General features: G+C 68.7%; 15 protein-coding genes and 3 pseudogenes. 5 read left to right on the forward strand and 13 right to left on the reverse strand.

All coding sequences use genetic code 11. The features are described from left to right. Positions 1–63: 63 nt before the first annotated feature. A pseudogene (locus B9S64_RS35540) lies at positions 64–222 on the forward strand (DUF4158 domain-containing protein); the annotation flags it as partial. 164 nt (positions 223–386) lie between these two features. Here the strand turns inward: B9S64_RS35540 and B9S64_RS12925 are convergent. Beyond that, positions 387–1,163 (reverse strand): SDR family oxidoreductase, encoded by a 777-nt coding sequence (locus tag B9S64_RS12925; RefSeq protein ID WP_103493537.1) that lies wholly within the window; start codon positions 1,161–1,163, stop codon positions 387–389. Between the two features lie 42 nt (positions 1,164–1,205). Further along, the gene (locus tag B9S64_RS12930; RefSeq protein ID WP_103493536.1) at positions 1,206–2,045 is read right to left on the reverse strand and encodes an SDR family NAD(P)-dependent oxidoreductase; all 840 of its coding nucleotides are present in this window, start codon (positions 2,043–2,045) and stop codon (positions 1,206–1,208) included. 176 nt (positions 2,046–2,221) lie between these two features. Here B9S64_RS12930 and B9S64_RS12935 point away from each other — a divergent pair, with 176 nt between their 5' ends. Continuing rightward, positions 2,222–3,127 (forward strand): helix-turn-helix transcriptional regulator, encoded by a 906-nt coding sequence (locus tag B9S64_RS12935; protein WP_103493535.1) that lies wholly within the window; start codon positions 2,222–2,224, stop codon positions 3,125–3,127. 102 nt (positions 3,128–3,229) lie between these two features. Here B9S64_RS12935 and B9S64_RS35010 read toward each other — a convergent pair. Beyond that, positions 3,230–3,394: pseudogene (locus B9S64_RS35010) on the reverse strand (site-specific integrase); the annotation flags it as partial. Between the two features lie 183 nt (positions 3,395–3,577). Between B9S64_RS35010 and B9S64_RS12945 the strand changes: the two are divergent. Further along, the gene (locus tag B9S64_RS12945; RefSeq protein WP_103493534.1) at positions 3,578–4,099 is read left to right on the forward strand and encodes an NUDIX hydrolase; all 522 of its coding nucleotides are present in this window, start codon (positions 3,578–3,580) and stop codon (positions 4,097–4,099) included. Positions 4,100–4,133: 34 nt separating this feature from the next. Here the strand turns inward: B9S64_RS12945 and B9S64_RS12950 are convergent, their stop codons facing one another. The 7 genes and pseudogenes from B9S64_RS12950 to B9S64_RS12980 all read right to left on the reverse strand — a co-directional run bounded on the left by B9S64_RS12950 (position 4,134) and on the right by B9S64_RS12980 (position 7,561). Next, the gene (locus tag B9S64_RS12950) at positions 4,134–4,541 is read right to left on the reverse strand and encodes a hypothetical protein (protein ID WP_103493533.1); all 408 of its coding nucleotides are present in this window, start codon (positions 4,539–4,541) and stop codon (positions 4,134–4,136) included. After that, positions 4,519–5,466: a site-specific integrase gene (locus B9S64_RS12955; RefSeq protein ID WP_258038037.1), complete on the reverse strand. Its 948-nt coding sequence runs from the start codon at positions 5,464–5,466 to the stop codon at positions 4,519–4,521. The genes B9S64_RS12950 and B9S64_RS12955 overlap by 23 nt, the downstream gene beginning before the upstream one ends. A 105-nt stretch (positions 5,467–5,571) precedes the next feature. Then, positions 5,572–5,649, reverse strand: a pseudogene (locus B9S64_RS35015) (site-specific integrase); the annotation flags it as partial. A 258-nt stretch (positions 5,650–5,907) separates the two neighbouring features. Then, on the reverse strand, positions 5,908–6,117 hold the full coding sequence (locus tag B9S64_RS12965; RefSeq protein WP_103493532.1) for a DUF397 domain-containing protein: 210 nt from the start codon (positions 6,115–6,117) through the stop codon (positions 5,908–5,910). Positions 6,118–6,245: 128 nt separating this feature from the next. Further along, positions 6,246–6,455 (reverse strand): DUF397 domain-containing protein, encoded by a 210-nt coding sequence (locus B9S64_RS12970; RefSeq protein WP_103493531.1) that lies wholly within the window; start codon positions 6,453–6,455, stop codon positions 6,246–6,248. Between the two features lie 78 nt (positions 6,456–6,533). Then, a complete protein-coding gene (locus tag B9S64_RS12975; RefSeq protein WP_103493530.1) occupies positions 6,534–6,737 on the reverse strand; it encodes a DUF397 domain-containing protein in 204 nt (67 codons plus the stop codon). Next, positions 6,734–7,561 carry a helix-turn-helix transcriptional regulator gene (locus B9S64_RS12980; RefSeq protein ID WP_103493529.1) on the reverse strand — a complete coding sequence of 276 codons (828 nt, stop codon included), beginning with the start codon at positions 7,559–7,561 and terminating at the stop codon, positions 6,734–6,736. The genes B9S64_RS12975 and B9S64_RS12980 overlap by 4 nt, the downstream gene beginning before the upstream one ends. Before the next feature lie 139 nt (positions 7,562–7,700). On the opposite strand from B9S64_RS12980, the gene B9S64_RS12985 reads away from it, so the two are divergent. Together B9S64_RS12985 and B9S64_RS12990 are read left to right on the forward strand one after the other, a co-directional pair. Beyond that, positions 7,701–7,910 (forward strand): hypothetical protein, encoded by a 210-nt coding sequence (locus B9S64_RS12985; RefSeq protein ID WP_103493528.1) that lies wholly within the window; start codon positions 7,701–7,703, stop codon positions 7,908–7,910. A 5-nt stretch (positions 7,911–7,915) separates the two neighbouring features. Further along, the gene (locus tag B9S64_RS12990) at positions 7,916–9,085 is read left to right on the forward strand and encodes a methyltransferase domain-containing protein (protein WP_103493540.1); all 1,170 of its coding nucleotides are present in this window, start codon (positions 7,916–7,918) and stop codon (positions 9,083–9,085) included. Between the two features lie 337 nt (positions 9,086–9,422). On the opposite strand, the gene B9S64_RS12995 is transcribed toward B9S64_RS12990, so the two are convergent. From B9S64_RS12995 to B9S64_RS13005, 3 genes are all read right to left on the reverse strand, one after another. Further along, complete coding sequence (locus B9S64_RS12995) at positions 9,423–10,754, reverse strand: UDP-glucose/GDP-mannose dehydrogenase family protein (protein ID WP_103488776.1); 1,332 nt, start codon at positions 10,752–10,754, stop codon at positions 9,423–9,425. A gap of 72 nt (positions 10,755–10,826) precedes the next feature. Then, complete coding sequence (locus B9S64_RS13000) at positions 10,827–11,264, reverse strand: NUDIX domain-containing protein (protein WP_103488775.1); 438 nt, start codon at positions 11,262–11,264, stop codon at positions 10,827–10,829. Between the two features lie 28 nt (positions 11,265–11,292). Further along, positions 11,293–13,059, reverse strand: coding sequence for an asparagine synthetase B (locus B9S64_RS13005; protein ID WP_181012119.1), 1,767 nt, complete (start codon positions 13,057–13,059; stop codon positions 11,293–11,295). Between the last annotated feature and the right edge of the window lie 293 nt (positions 13,060–13,352).

A 13,352-nucleotide genomic window follows, 5' to 3' on the forward strand; every position in this document is an offset into this window, starting at 1 on the left:
ACCTGGAGTGATTGAGCGTCGGAGCCTTCGTGGGTCGTTGTTGTCGATCTTCGGAGAGCTGTTGTGGCGGTCGAGTTCCTGACGGATGAGCAGGCGGTCCGGTACGGGTCGTTCCACGAGGTGCCCTCGCGGGCGGAGCTGGAGCGGTACTTCTTCCTGGACGACGCGGACCGGGAGGCGGTGCAGGCCAAGCGCCGTTCACACAACCGGCTCGGGTTCGCGGACGCCTCGTGCCTGAAGCTGTACGGCGAGCGGGACGGTACGGCCCGTACCCACGCTGGGGAGATCCAGCAGGCCGGGAGCCGGCAGGCCACGGGACTCAGCTCTGGACACACCAGAGGCTGAGTCCGTTGACCAGAACGCAGGTACACCGCCTGTTTGTTGCGCTATACGGGCTGGGCCGTGGGCAGGATGGTCAGTTCGCTGATGTTGACGTGTCGGGGAAGAGCGGCAATGAAGGCAACGGTCTCTGCGATGTCGGTGCCGCGCAGGCACTCGATGTCGTGGAGCAGGCCGGCCATCAGGGCGCCGGCGTCGGGGTCGGTGACGTGGTCGGGTAGTTCGGTGTCGACCATGCCGGGCTCGATGGCGCTCACCCGCACGTTCTTTCGGCCCAGTTCGACTCGGATGAGACGGGTGAGGTGGCTGATGTACGCCTTGGTCCCCGAGTAGATCGAGAACTTCTCCAGAATGCGTGTCGCCGCGATGGAGGAGGTGTTGATCAGGTCGGCGGACTTTCCACGCTCAGCGCCGGCAGTCAGGTGCGGGAGGAAGGCAGCGATCACGTTCATCACTCCCGTGACGTTGAGATCGATCTGCCGCTGCCAGTCCTCGACCTTGAGCTCGTCGATGGCAGAGATCAACTGGACGCCCGCGTTGTTGAACACCAGGTCCGCCGGTCCCAGCGTATCCGCCACCTGGTCGGCGGCTGTGCGGACGGCTGCCCGGTCGGTGACATCGACGGACAGGGGTACGGCCTTTCCGCCGGCCGCGGTGATGTCGGCGGCGAGGGAGGCGAGCTTTTCCTGGCGGCGTGCGATGACGGCGACAGAGGCTCCAAGTTCGGCGAGTCGGCGGGCGGTGGCCGCCCCCATGCCGCTGGAGGCTCCGGTGACCACGGCCACACGGCCGTCCAACGGCCGACCGGTAAGCAGGTACGTCATGATGAGAGATATGTCCTGTTGCTCGGGATTGGTCTGGGGTGGTCAGGCAGCGTCGTCGCAGGCCGTGGCGGCGGACTTGTCCTGCCAGGCCGCGAGGTCGTCCTGAAGGCTGCGGATCTTGACCAGCTGGCGTTCGATCGCGTCGCGCCCCAGGGCCAGGTGCCCAGGCAGCTTGTCCTGGCAGGTCACCTCATAGATCAGGGCGGCGCCCTTGACCGGGTCGCCGAGCTGGGTGTGGTTGGCGGTGTCGATCCAGTCCAGGGTGGCGTGGGCCGGCGTGCCGTCGTAGGCGGGGATGCGCTCGGCCGCGGTCGACAGGGAGCTGGCGTCGAGGAAGTCGGTGCGGAAGACACCGGGCTCCACGACCATGCTCTGGATCCCGAACGGCTCCAATTCCACCGCGAGCGCCTCGCTGATACCGGCCACCGCGAACTTCGACGCGCTGTACATGCTCACCCCGGGCTCGCCCTCGAATCCGGAGCGGGAGCCGATGTTCACGATCTTTCCGGCTCCGGCCGCCCTCATCGCGGGCAGGACCGCGCGGGTGACGTTGATCAGCCCGAAGACGTTGAGATCGAACAGGGACCGCGCCTCGGCGTCCGTGATCTCCTCCAGCGCCCCGAGCAGACCGCGCCCCGCGTTGTTGACGAGGACGTCGATCGTGCCGAAGCGCTCCACGGCCGTCTCGACCGCGGCGGTGATGTCCTCGCCGCGGGTGACGTCGAGGGCGACACCGAGGACGCGGTCGTGCCGGCACAGCTCGTCCGGCAGCTTCCGCGGGTCACGGGCGGCGACCACGACGTTGTCGCCGCCGTTCAGTGCCGCCCGCGCGATCTCCAGCCCCAGCCCGCGGGAGCCGCCGGTGATGAACCACGTTGCCATGAAGGTGTCTCCATCCGTTCGCTTCGCCCGGACACCCCTTGCGGTGGCGGGCTCCGGCATCCACTGAACCAACTCTGAGCAGGCAAAAGAGGCCTCAAAAGGGCCCGCCTGATCGGGGGACGAAATGGGCCACCCTCCCGCCGCCGAATCCTCGGTGAACGCGCGACCCTGGATGTATGGATCGTGAGCACCCCACCAGCGCACCCATGGCGGAATTCCTCCGCTCCGCCCGCGCCCGCCTCACCCCGCAGAAAGCCGGGCTCGACGACCCCAGCCCGGTCCGACGCCGGGTATCCGGACTGCGCAGGGAGGAACTCGCCCGGCTGGCCGGGGTGAGCGTGGACTACTACACCCGCCTCGAACAAGGTCGCAGCCGCAGCGCCTCCACAGAGGTCCTCGACGCGCTCGCCACCGCCCTGCACCTGGACGACGCTGAGCGCAGCCACCTGCACACCCTCGCCCGGCCACGGCCCCGGCCGGCCCGCCGGCGCCCCCGCCCCCAGCGCGTCCACCCCGCCACCTGGGACTTGCTGGACACCCTCCAGCAGACCGGCCGCCCCGGTTTCGTCCTCGGACGACGCCTCGACGTGCTGGCCCACAACCCACTCGCCGGACGCCTGATCACCGACTTCCGCGCCCTCCCCGCGGCCGAGCGGAACCAGGCCCGCTTCGTCTTCCTCGACCCGCACGCGCGCGAGCTGTACCGGGACTGGCCCCGCGTCGCCGCCGACACCGCCGCCATGCTCCGCCTCGACGCGGGCCGCCACCCCGACGACCCGGCCCTCAGTGCCCTGGTCGGTGACCTGTCCATACACAGCGAGGAATTCCGCCGCTTCTGGTCCGACAACAAAGTCCACCGGCGCACGACCGGCACCAAGGACTACCACCACCCGCTCGTCGGCGACCTCACCGTCACCTACCAGGCCCTCACCCCCGCAGACGACCCCGACCAGATCCTCTTCGTCTACGGCACCGAACCCGGCAGCCCGTCCGAGACCTCCCTGCGCCTGCTGGCCCGATGGAGCAGGACGGCAGCCGATACCGCCAGCGTCACAGCGCAAGCGCCAGGAGCGCACGACTGACACAAGCCCGCTCCGGTCGTCAAAAGGTACGAGACGCATCCGACGCAGAGCGGTCTCTCCCCCACGCCCCGGGGCTTCGCACTCCGGGACAGTGAGCGACCAGCGGCTGGTGCCGCCCGGGGCAAGCAGGCTGGTCAGCTCGGAGATCGCCTCCGAGGAGGGCTTGAAGTAGCGGCGGACATTCTCGGGCTTCTTGTGCCGGGACTTCGCCATCAGCATCAGCAGAGAGGCGCCCTGCTCCCCGAGGTGGGTCAGGGCGGTGTGCCTTGTGTCCGCAGAGACCGTGTGCGGATGACCTCGTGTTGCGATTGAGTAAGCCAGGGGTCGCGGCCACATTCGCGACCCAGATCGTCGCGCGTGTTGCATTCTGCGAGGTCTCCTGTGGTGCAGATCACTCGTCACTGTTGCCCGTGGGGCCAAGCTGTCAGTGGGGACTGAGATCGTGCATCCGTGAGCGAACTGGTTGAGCATGTCGATGAGCACGACCGCGTGCTGGGGATCGTCGAACGGGATGAGGCGGTGCGTGAGAACTGGCTGCATCGCATTGCAGCGACGATCTGTCGTGATCGCGAAGGTCGGATCTTGGTGCTGCGGCGGGCCGAGACGTTGTCCCGGTTTCCGGGCTACTACGACGCGATGGTCGGCGGAGCCGTGGACGTGGGCGAGTCCTATGAGGAGGCGGCAGTCCGCGAGTTGGCTGAAGAACTGGGCGTTCGTGTGCCGGTGAGTTTCCTGTTCAAGCTCCTTTTCCGGGAGGGGCTTAGTCCCATCTGGCTCGGGGTGCATGAGGCCGTCGTGTCGGAGACCCTGGTCCCGGACTCGGGTGAGATCGACTGGTACGACTGGCTGACAGTGGCCCAACTGCGCGCAGTGGTTGATGAATGGTGCTTCGTTCCGGGAGGGCGGGAGGCTCTGCGCCAGTACTTGGGGTCTGGATTCGGCAGCGGTGCGAGCGATCTGACAGCCGGGTGACCAGCGATGCGGGTTACCTCGGTTCAGGGGCATTTCAGCTGCAGGACCCGATGACGGCGGTTCGCGGTGCTGGGAGACGGCTGACCTTGGCTTTCCCGTTGGCGGCTTCGCGGAGCCGGACGATCTCCTCGTGCTGGGCGGCGAGGCGGGCCAGGGCCTGGCTGCGGAGTTCGGTGAGCTCGTCGACCGTCTGCTCCGACTGGGCGAGCCGTTCCCGGAGCTTGGTGTTTTCTACCTTGAGCCGGGAGATCTGAGCGTCGCGAGGGTCAGGGATCTCGCCGGCCTCACGCAATACGTTCAGGCGTCGTTCGAACTCGACGCGCAGATGAGCGTAGGGGCGGGTGCCGTAGAACGCGGTGCGGTCGACGGCGGCCTCGCTGGCGAGGGTCTTGATGTCGCACTTTCCGCCTCGCGGGATCTCACCGCGGAGGAGCCGATCCATGGCGGCTCGGATGCGGTTCTCGTTCTCGGTCCGCTGGGCTGCTCCAGCCGGAGCCCTCCGTGGTGGCCGCGCGGTCCAGTTCCAGGTAGTCGTGCAGTCCAGCGAGAGCCTCGTAGGAGGTCCACGTGGTGCGGAACTTCTTGCCTTTGGTGATCCCAGTCGGCACCGGAAACGGGACGGGAACCGCGGTCGGCTCCGGCGGCAGGGCGGGGATCTCCCAGGGCAGAAGGTAGGTGAACTCCTGCAGCCGCATCCCGCTGGCCAGCGCGTGATCCCCGACCGCCCCGTTGCGGGTCAGCTCCCGCCCATGGAAACCGGTGTCCTGCGAGCCGTCCGGGGTCAGCCCGCGTAGCCCCTTGCGGAACAGTTCGGTGAAGTCCGGCTCCAGGTACTTGATCGTCACATGCGGCTTCGGCGTGCGACGGACCGCCAGATTCACCCGCACCTCCCGGCCGGTCCCGGCGAACAGAGCCCGCGCGGCCCGATAGGTGAACGGCTCGGCCACCGCGTACCCCTCGTGCATCGCCCACCGGTAGAACAGCGACAGGATGCTCATGTGCTGGCCCCACGTCGTCGCCGCGAACCGGGCCTTCAGCGGGCCCGCGGCCCGGTGCTCGGCGTACCGGCTCAGCCCGGCCTTCAATCGCTCGCGTGAGTCGAACAGGCCCACCCCGTGCTCGGCCAGGAACTCGATCCACTCCTTGACCGCTCGCGCGTAGTTCTCCCACGAGTTCGGCGCCGGCGCCCCGCTTGCAGGGAGCTCACGCAGCCACCGGTTCACCACCGCCGCGGGGCGCGGCGCGGCCGGGCCGTCCTCGAAGCGCAGGTCGTCGTCGACGAGCACGGGCATCCCCTCGGGGATCAACGGCCGATGCTCGACATCCCAGGACTCCCAGTCCTGGGACGAGAAAAAGCTCAGGATCATGAGGGCTGACAGTAGAAACACCACACGGCTCAGCGCAATGCCAAAACACCCAGCTCAGCAGCCCAGTTGGAGCCAATCGCTACACGGAAACTAAGCAGAGACAAAATGGCGGTACTCGTGCAGGTCCCAGCCGGTCCCCGGCCCGCGCACCGCGGTGTGTTCATCCAGCGGGGCGCGAGCCTGGCAGGGCCGCTTCACGTACGGCCCGGAGAACGTCACCGCAGGTGACGAACCAAGCTCCCGCGGATAATGGGGCGTTGTCCGTGGGAAGACTTCAGACGGGTCCGGTCGCCGACGCCCCGTCAGCCACCTACCAGGGTCGACGTCGGCTTAGCGCACGATCTGACATGGATGTTCCTCAACCCCCTGGTCCGGGACGCCTCACGGGCAACGCAAAGCCCCACCGTGCGGGGCACGGTGGGGCGAGGCCGGAACGTCCGGTCAGACGGTGCCGAGGTCTCCCGCCCGGACGCCCGCGACGAACGAGGAGAACGCGTCGGCGGAGACACGCAGAACGGGACCGCTCACCTGCTTGGAGTCACGGACGGGAACGACCCCGCGCGTGGCGGCGAAGCCGGCGGCGACCTCGACACAGTCGCCGCCGTTCGAGCTGTACGAGGACGTGTACCAACGGAGGGATTCGATCGTCACGGGATGCCCTTTCACAACTGGCTGATCTTGGCCACCGACGCTGCCCGCGAGCCTGCGGGGTCGGGACGCCACACCGTCAGCGAAAGCCCGCCGCGCTCGGCACGGTAGGGCGACGCCGGGACGGTCAGTCAGACGGCGTCAAGCTCTCCGCCCCGGACGCCCGCCACGAACGAGGAGAACGCGTCGGCGGAGACACGCAGAACGGGACCGCTCACCTGCTTGGAGTCACGGACGGGAACGACCCCGCGCGTGGCGGCGAAGCCGACGGCGATCTCCACGCAGTTGCCGCCGTTCGAGCTGTACGAGGACTTGTACCAACAGAGGGATTCGGTCGTCACGGGATACCCTTTCACAACTGGCTGATCTTGGCCACCGACGCTGCCTGCGACAGCGAATCGTCCCGGCCGGTGCGGCCGTCAGCCGAGCTTCGTGGAGCGCACGAAGTCGGTGAAGGCGCTCCGGCTGACCATCAACACCGGTCCGGCAGGCGCCTTGCTGTCCCGAATCGGGACGATGCCGTGCGCGGCGGCGTGAGCCGGGTGCCACTCCACACATTCTCCGCCGTTGTTCTGACTGAACGAACTACTCATCCAGCCATCCATCGCGACCGTGTGATTCATGAATAGCGTTCCTTCCGGATCGAGGTGATCAGCTCAGCTGACGCGTCCGGCGAGAGGGCCAGCGCCGTCAGCAGATCATAGGCGTCGGACGCCTTCGTTCTGTCTTCCGGTTCTGCCAGCACGTACCCCCGTGGGAAGCCGTCGACATGCACCACGTCCTCGTCATCAGGAAACGACAGGATGCCGAACGGCGAGGCCCAACCGTGGTGTTGTCCGATGTCGGGCACGACCTGCACGCGATGCCGTGCGACGTCCGAAAGCCGCAACAGGTGCCCCAGTTGCTGGTGCATCACATCGCGACCCCCGACCATGTTGGTCAGCGCGGCCTCGTTGAGGATCAACCAGAGCCGCGCCGGATCGCGGTCTCGCTCCAGAATCCGCTGCCGGTCTATGCGGCCGGTGACCAGCTCTTCCAGGTTGGAAGGCCGCCCCGTGCGCAGTACGGCCCGGGCATAGGACTCGGTCTGCACCAGGCCAGGCATGAGCTGAGGATGGAACATCCGCAGGCTCGACGCCTTCCATTCCAGCTCCAGGTAGCGACGGAACCACGGCGGGAAGGCGTATCTCATCGCCAGCGGCCACAGCCTCTCGAACAGCCCGTCCGCTCCAGGGAAGATCTGGTCGCAGGCCCGCGCGAAGTTCAACGACGGGGTCCGCTTGCCCGCTTCGATCTTGGCCACCAGTGAATAGCCGCAGGAGGCCGCCCGGGCCAAATCCTCCCGCCGGATGTTCCAACGCTCACGCGCGACTTGAACCTCCGCCCCGAAGAACGTGAGCGGCGTCTCGGCCGGGTCCGGCGTGGCGGGTTCCGCCTCTACTGCCACCAGTTCGCCCCCACTTCCTTGGACACCGGCTCATGTCCAACTGGACACTTCACACTGTCCACCCTAACCCTCTGTTGCCTGGTCGTCACAGTGCCGAAGCTGGTCCTGAAGCCACGGATCAGCACCACCGTGAGGACTCATGGACCCACCACTCAAGGCCGCCAACTCCCCAGCCGACAGGGGCGCCCGCCTCGGCGCCGAAGACCTCTGGTTCCGGAAGCGCGTGGACACGTCTCACTACGCGTCCCCGTCCCTGTTCCCGCCCTGCACCTGTGGAGCGCCGATCTGCCCGGACCGCTCCGACGACAACACACCGCCCGACGCCACCCCCAGGAACGAGTACCGATGAACCCGATGAAAGAGGCGGAAGAGAAGGCCTGCCCCACCCGTAAAGAGGTGGGGTTCGCCCTCGTGTCCGCCGGTGTCCTCAACTCGGAATGGCTCAACGCCTATGCCCTGGTGCCCCGCCGGGCGTTCCTTCCCGACGACATCTGGCCCTTCGACATGAAAACGGGACAGGTCGTTCACGTCTCGCGGGCCGACGACGAGAGGCGCTGGCGGGAGTACGCCGACGCGGACCTCCCGGTCGTGACTCAGTGGGACGACGGAGAGCACGAAGGCCACCGGCCGGGCCGTCTCCCCACCTCCTCGGCCTCCATGCCGAGTCTCGTGTTCCAGATGCTCGACCTCCTGACCGTGGACGAGGGTTCCAAGGTCCTGGAGATCGGCACGGGGACGGGGTGGAACGCCGCCCTGCTGGCTCACCGCGCCGGTGAGGAGAACGTCGTCAGCGTGGAAGTGGACCGGTCCGTCGCCGACCAGGCGAAAAGAGCCCTGGACCGGTTCGGCGCACTCGTGGAGGTCGTGCACGGAGACGGCTCCCGGGGAGCGCCCGGCCACGCGCCCTACGACCGGACCCTCGCCACCTGCGGAGTCCGGGAGATCCCCTTCGACTGGGTCGCCCAGACCCGCCCCCTGGGGGTGATCGTGGCCCCGTGGGGGACCGGCTTCACCCATGACGACGCGCTCGTACGTCTTCAGGTCCAGCCGAACGGACAGATCGCGCAGGGCAATTTCGTCGGGCCCGCCGAGTTCATGAAGCTGCGTTCGCACCGGATCACGCCGGTCTCCCACGAGGAGTACGCCCCTCACACGGACTTCCCGGCAGTCGAGGAGTCCCCGGAGGTCGCCTCGGAGATCGCGTCGGGCGGTCGGTTCAGTCCACTGAACTTCGCTCTCGGCCTCCGGGTGCCGGACTGCACCTTCCATCCGGCGGAGGCGCGGGACGGCGCTCGGCCGCTCTGGTTCTACGGCCGCGACGACCGTTCATGGGCCTGCGTCTTCCTGCGGGAAGGAGAGAACGCGCAGGTCTGGCAGCACGGTCCACGGAGGCTCTGGGACGAGGTGCGCGCCGCGCACACGTGGTGGTGCGCCCAAGGCCGCCCGCAGTGGCCCCGGTTCGGCCTCACGGTCGGTGCCGCCGGGGAGTACGCCTGGCTCGACGAGCCGGGCCGGCCGCTGTAGCCGACCGGTCCGCGGGCCGGTCCGCGCGAGGCCGGGGCGCCGGTACGGGCCCCGGTCCGCGCGGGCCGGGCCGTCGCCGTCCGCGCGGCCCCGTCTCTATCCCCGCCCCGCACCTGTGGAGCGCAGATCCGCCGGACCGCTCCGACGACAACGCACCGCACGACGCCGCCCCCAGGGCCGAGTGCCGATGAACCCGCCTGGGGAGCGTCCGGCCACACGCCCCACGACCGGACCCTCGCCACCTGCGGAGTCCGGGAGAGTCCCTCCGGCTGGGTCGCCCGGACTCGCTCCGTGGAGGGGTTGCGCCGGGGGCCTCCAGGACGGCCTTCGTTCCCCTTCACTCGCCTTGAGAGGGGCGCCCGAGGGTTCGGATCATCCAGCCGGCCTCGCGCCAGCGGTCGGTGTCGAGGGTGCCGCGAGCGTCGATGATCTTGCGACTGGTGGTGCGGGTGGCGAGCCGCTTGGGGTCGATGTGGGTGAAGACGTGCCATTCGGTGAGATGGAGGACGAGGTCGGCGTCCTCGGTGGCGGCGATGAGGTCCTGGACGTAGTCGAGGTCAGGGTGGAGCTTACGGGCGTTGTCGAGGGCTTGGGGGTCGGTGACGGTGACGTAGGCGCCGAGGTCGTGGAGTTTCTGGGCGATGTCCAGGGCCGGGGAGTCGCGGATGTCGTCGGTCTCGGGCTTGAAGGAGGCGCCCCAGACGGTGATGCGCTTGCCGCGCAGGTCAGCCCCGAGTTCCTGGTGGGCTAGGTCGATGACGCGCCGACGGCGGCGGGTGTTGACCGCGTCGGCTTCGCGGAGGATCCCGACGGCCTGGTCAGCGTCGAGTTCGCCGGCGCGGGCGATGAAGCCGCGGAGGTCTTTGGGGAGGCATCCGCCGCCGAAGCCAAGGCCGGGCCGCATGCCATGGCGGCCGATGCGGTGATCGTGTCCGAGGATGTCGGCCAGATTGGTGACATCCGCGCCGGACTTCTCGCAGACCTCGGCCATCGCGTTGACGAAGGAGATCTTCGTGGCGAGGAAGGAGTTCGCGGCGCCCTTGGCGAGCTCGGCGGTGGCCCAGTCGGTGACAATCGTCGCGGCCCCGGAGTCGATGATCTTCGCGAATGCTTCCCGCAGGACGCTCTCGGCCCAGGAGTGAGTGTTCTGGAAGCCGAGGACGAGGCGGTCGGGGCGGAGGGTGTCGTCGACGGCGAAGGACTCGCGGAGGAACTCGGGGTTCCAGGCAACCTCGACCTGGTCCCCGGCGGGGGCGGCGGCCTGGAGGAGTTCGGCGAGGCGGGGTGCCGTGCCGACCGGGACGGTCGACTTGACCGCGATCACGGCCGGGGTGCTCAGGTGCGGGGCGAGCTTGAGGGCGGCGTCGAAGAGGTGCGAGAGGTCGTAGCTGTCGCTGCCGGGTCGCTGCGGGGTGCCGACGCCGATGAAGTGCAGGTCGGCGAAGGCTGCGGCCTCCTGATGGGAGGCGGTGAACTTCAGCCGTCCGGTGGTGGTGTGCCTGGTGATCAGGGCGTCGAGGTCGCGTTCGAAGAAGGGGGCCCGGCCGGAGTTCAGGATGGCGACCTTGTCGATGTCGGAGTCCATGCCGAGAACCTCGTGGCCGAGTTCGGCCATGCAGGCGGCGTGGGTGGCGCCGAGGTAGCCGCATCCGATGACGGTCATCTTCATGAGCGGGGTGTCCCTTCGGGTGAGGCCGCCGCGGGCGGCCCCGCCCTTGCCCCGCCCGGACGGGCGGGTTGATCAGGAGGGCCGGACGGCCAGATGGCGGTTTATCCCGTTCCGGATGAACGGGGGGATCGTGAGGATGTCGAGGTGCTCGGGGGCGAAGAACCGGAGTCTGACGCCCTCGGAGAGCGGGAGGCGGGTCTCGTCGCCGTCCCAGGAGGCCGCGAAGAAGGTGATGATCTGCCCGGAGCCGTGTTCGTCGCGGGTCTCGAACAGCTCGGTCAGCGAGTCGGCGGTGAGGCCGGCTTCTTCCTGGAGTTCGCGGACGATCGCGGTGGCCGGGGCCTCTCCGGGGTCGCAGCCGCCTCCCAGCAAGCTCCAGTGGGAGGGCCAGGCGATGGCGGGGAGGTCATCGCGGAGGTGGAGGAGGAGTTCGCCGTGGCGGTTGGTGATGATCGCGACGGCTCCACGGGTGGCGGCCGACTCCTCGGTGGCGGGGGTCTTCGAGTGCATCCCCTCACCGTAGTAACCGAGTTGGGGATCATGCGGCCGCCCTCACCGTCTGGTCCGAAAACCAGGCGGCTGCCATGAGGGCCTGCATGCGCGTTCGGTCGAAGCATCCGCCGGGCTTCAAACCCCCCTCCAGGAGGGGGCGGAACGCGGGTGGGGCGTCGGCGAGGGCCATGCGGATCTGGGTGTCGGCCCAGGTGGCGAGGTTGCCGTTGAGCCAGGAGGGGACCGGGGAGGCGAAGCCGAGCTTGTCCCGGCGGGCCCAGACCTCGCGGGGCAGGCCGAGGCTCTTGGCGGCGTCCCGCAGGATCCGCTTGCCCTGGGCCGGGTCGGTGATCTTGTAGTCGACGGGCAGCCGGTAGGAGAACTCGACCAGGTCCCGGGCGAGGCAGGGCGACCGGCGTTCGAGTGCGTAGGCGGAGGCGAGCTTGTCGCTGGTCATCACCAGCGGCCTCCAGGCCGTCGCCAGGTCCGCGAGGGTCAGGCCGCGGGCCAGATCCCCGCCTGCGCGGGCCATGGCGTCCGCGACGAGATCGCGGAGACGACCGTCGGGGTCCGGGCCTCGAAGGATGAGCCGGGTCACCGCTTCCGCCGGGTTGAGGGGTTCTCCGGTGGCGTGCATGAGCTTGGAGGCCAGCGGCCGGTATGCCTCCAGGCCGGAGTTCAGGACGGCTTCGGGGCCGAAGAGGACCAGGGCCTGGCGGACGTAGCCCATCAGGAACTCGTCCGGTCCGAGACCGCCGATCACCACCCGCATGCCGAGATCGGAGATCTTCCGGTAGGCCATGTGCTCGGAGAACGTGGACGCGTTCCCCATGGGGTAGTCCAGGGCCCGCATCATGTGCGGCAGAGCGGTGGTGAAGTCGACGTGGTCGGGCTCGACCACCACCAGCTCGGCCTTGATGTCCCGCGCGATGACCGCGGCCGTGGAGGACTCGTCAAGGCGTTCCTGGCCCGGGTAGCGGACGGTGACGCAGACCGGGGGCCGCATCAGGTAGGCCAGCACCGCCGAGTCCAGCCCGCCGGAGAGAAGGAGAGCGAAGTCGCAGGCAGGGGACCTGAGCGGGATCTGCTCGGCCAGGATGGTGGAGAACCTGGCCAGGGCCTCGTCGTAGCTACCGGTGAAAGGGGCCCGATCCTCCAGGTGCCACCAGGTCATCTGGTCGATCGAGCCGGTGGTGACGTCGAAGGACAGCAGCGTGGCCGGTGCCAGCAGTTGGATGCCCTGGAACGGGGTGTCGACGCCGGTCGGGGTCTCGATCGCGGTGACCTCCGGCCGTAAGACCAGCGGGGCCGACCCGTAGCCGGTCAGCGTGGTCACCTCGGAGGCGAAGGCGAGCCGGCCGCCGTCGAGCCGCCAGTAGAGGGGCTTCTCGCCGAGCCGGTCGCGTGCCAGGAACAGCTTCGCGACCTGTGGATCATAGACGGCCAGGGCGAACATGCCGTCCAGGCCGTCCAGGCAGGACGGGCCGATTTTGGCCCAGGCCCGAAGCAGGAAGTGGGCATCCGACTCCCTCTCGCGGACCTCGATGCCCCAGGCGGCGGCCTGATGCCGCCAGTTGTAGATCTCCCCGTTGAAGGCCAGCAGCAGACCGGTGGCCCTGTCGCGATAGGGGCCGGGCATGGCCTGCGGGTCCACGATCAGCAGCGTGTTCATAGCCAGCACCGCCCGGCGGTCGCTGCTGGCGGCATGCATGGTGCCGTCCGGGCCGCGGTAGTGCTGCGAGGCGCCCATCGCGGCCACCGTCTTCTCGTGCCGGACGGCGTCGCCTCCGGCCAGTCCCGCAATTCCGCACATCTGGTTCACCCCCGAGCGTGAAGTCGTGGTACCTGGCGACGGCCTCCGCCGGGAGCACCTTCCTGGCGCCCCGACGGCGACCTGTGCCCTCATCACACCGTTCGGACCGGGCGGCGGGGAGGGCTCACATGGGGGCTCACAACTCGCGAAGCAGGTTCACCCAGGGTCCGCAGGGCAATACCCTCAGTGCCTCAAGCACGGGAAGCCGGACCGGTCTCCCGTGCACAGCCGGAACGCGTACGACTGAAAATTCCCAGTCGACGCGGCCCGGCCTCATGGCGTTACCTCGTCGG

Source organism: Streptomyces sp. SM18, from assembly GCF_002910775.2.
Lineage (GTDB): Bacteria > Actinomycetota > Actinomycetes > Streptomycetales > Streptomycetaceae > Streptomyces > Streptomyces halstedii.

Excerpts from the sequence above, each read along its gene's own strand:
- B9S64_RS12935 (WP_103493535.1), top strand. The coding sequence starts at position 2,222 with ATGGATCGTGAGCACCCCACCAGCGCACCCATGGCGGAATTCCTCCGC.
- B9S64_RS12990 (WP_103493540.1), top strand. The coding sequence starts at position 7,916 with ATGAAAGAGGCGGAAGAGAAGGCCTGCCCCACCCGTAAAGAGGTGGGG.
- B9S64_RS12950 (WP_103493533.1), bottom strand. The coding sequence starts at position 4,541 with ATGGATCGGCTCCTCCGCGGTGAGATCCCGCGAGGCGGAAAGTGCGAC.
- B9S64_RS13000 (WP_103488775.1), bottom strand. The coding sequence starts at position 11,264 with ATGCACTCGAAGACCCCCGCCACCGAGGAGTCGGCCGCCACCCGTGGA.
- B9S64_RS12955 (WP_258038037.1), bottom strand. The coding sequence starts at position 5,466 with ATGATCCTGAGCTTTTTCTCGTCCCAGGACTGGGAGTCCTGGGATGTC.
- B9S64_RS12975 (WP_103493530.1), bottom strand. The coding sequence starts at position 6,737 with ATGAATCACACGGTCGCGATGGATGGCTGGATGAGTAGTTCGTTCAGT.
- B9S64_RS12930 (WP_103493536.1), bottom strand. The coding sequence starts at position 2,045 with ATGGCAACGTGGTTCATCACCGGCGGCTCCCGCGGGCTGGGGCTGGAG.
- B9S64_RS12985 (WP_103493528.1), top strand. The coding sequence starts at position 7,701 with ATGGACCCACCACTCAAGGCCGCCAACTCCCCAGCCGACAGGGGCGCC.
- B9S64_RS13005 (WP_181012119.1), bottom strand. The coding sequence starts at position 13,059 with ATGTGCGGAATTGCGGGACTGGCCGGAGGCGACGCCGTCCGGCACGAG.
- B9S64_RS12995 (WP_103488776.1), bottom strand. The coding sequence starts at position 10,754 with ATGAAGATGACCGTCATCGGATGCGGCTACCTCGGCGCCACCCACGCC.
- B9S64_RS12925 (WP_103493537.1), bottom strand. The coding sequence starts at position 1,163 with ATGACGTACCTGCTTACCGGTCGGCCGTTGGACGGCCGTGTGGCCGTG.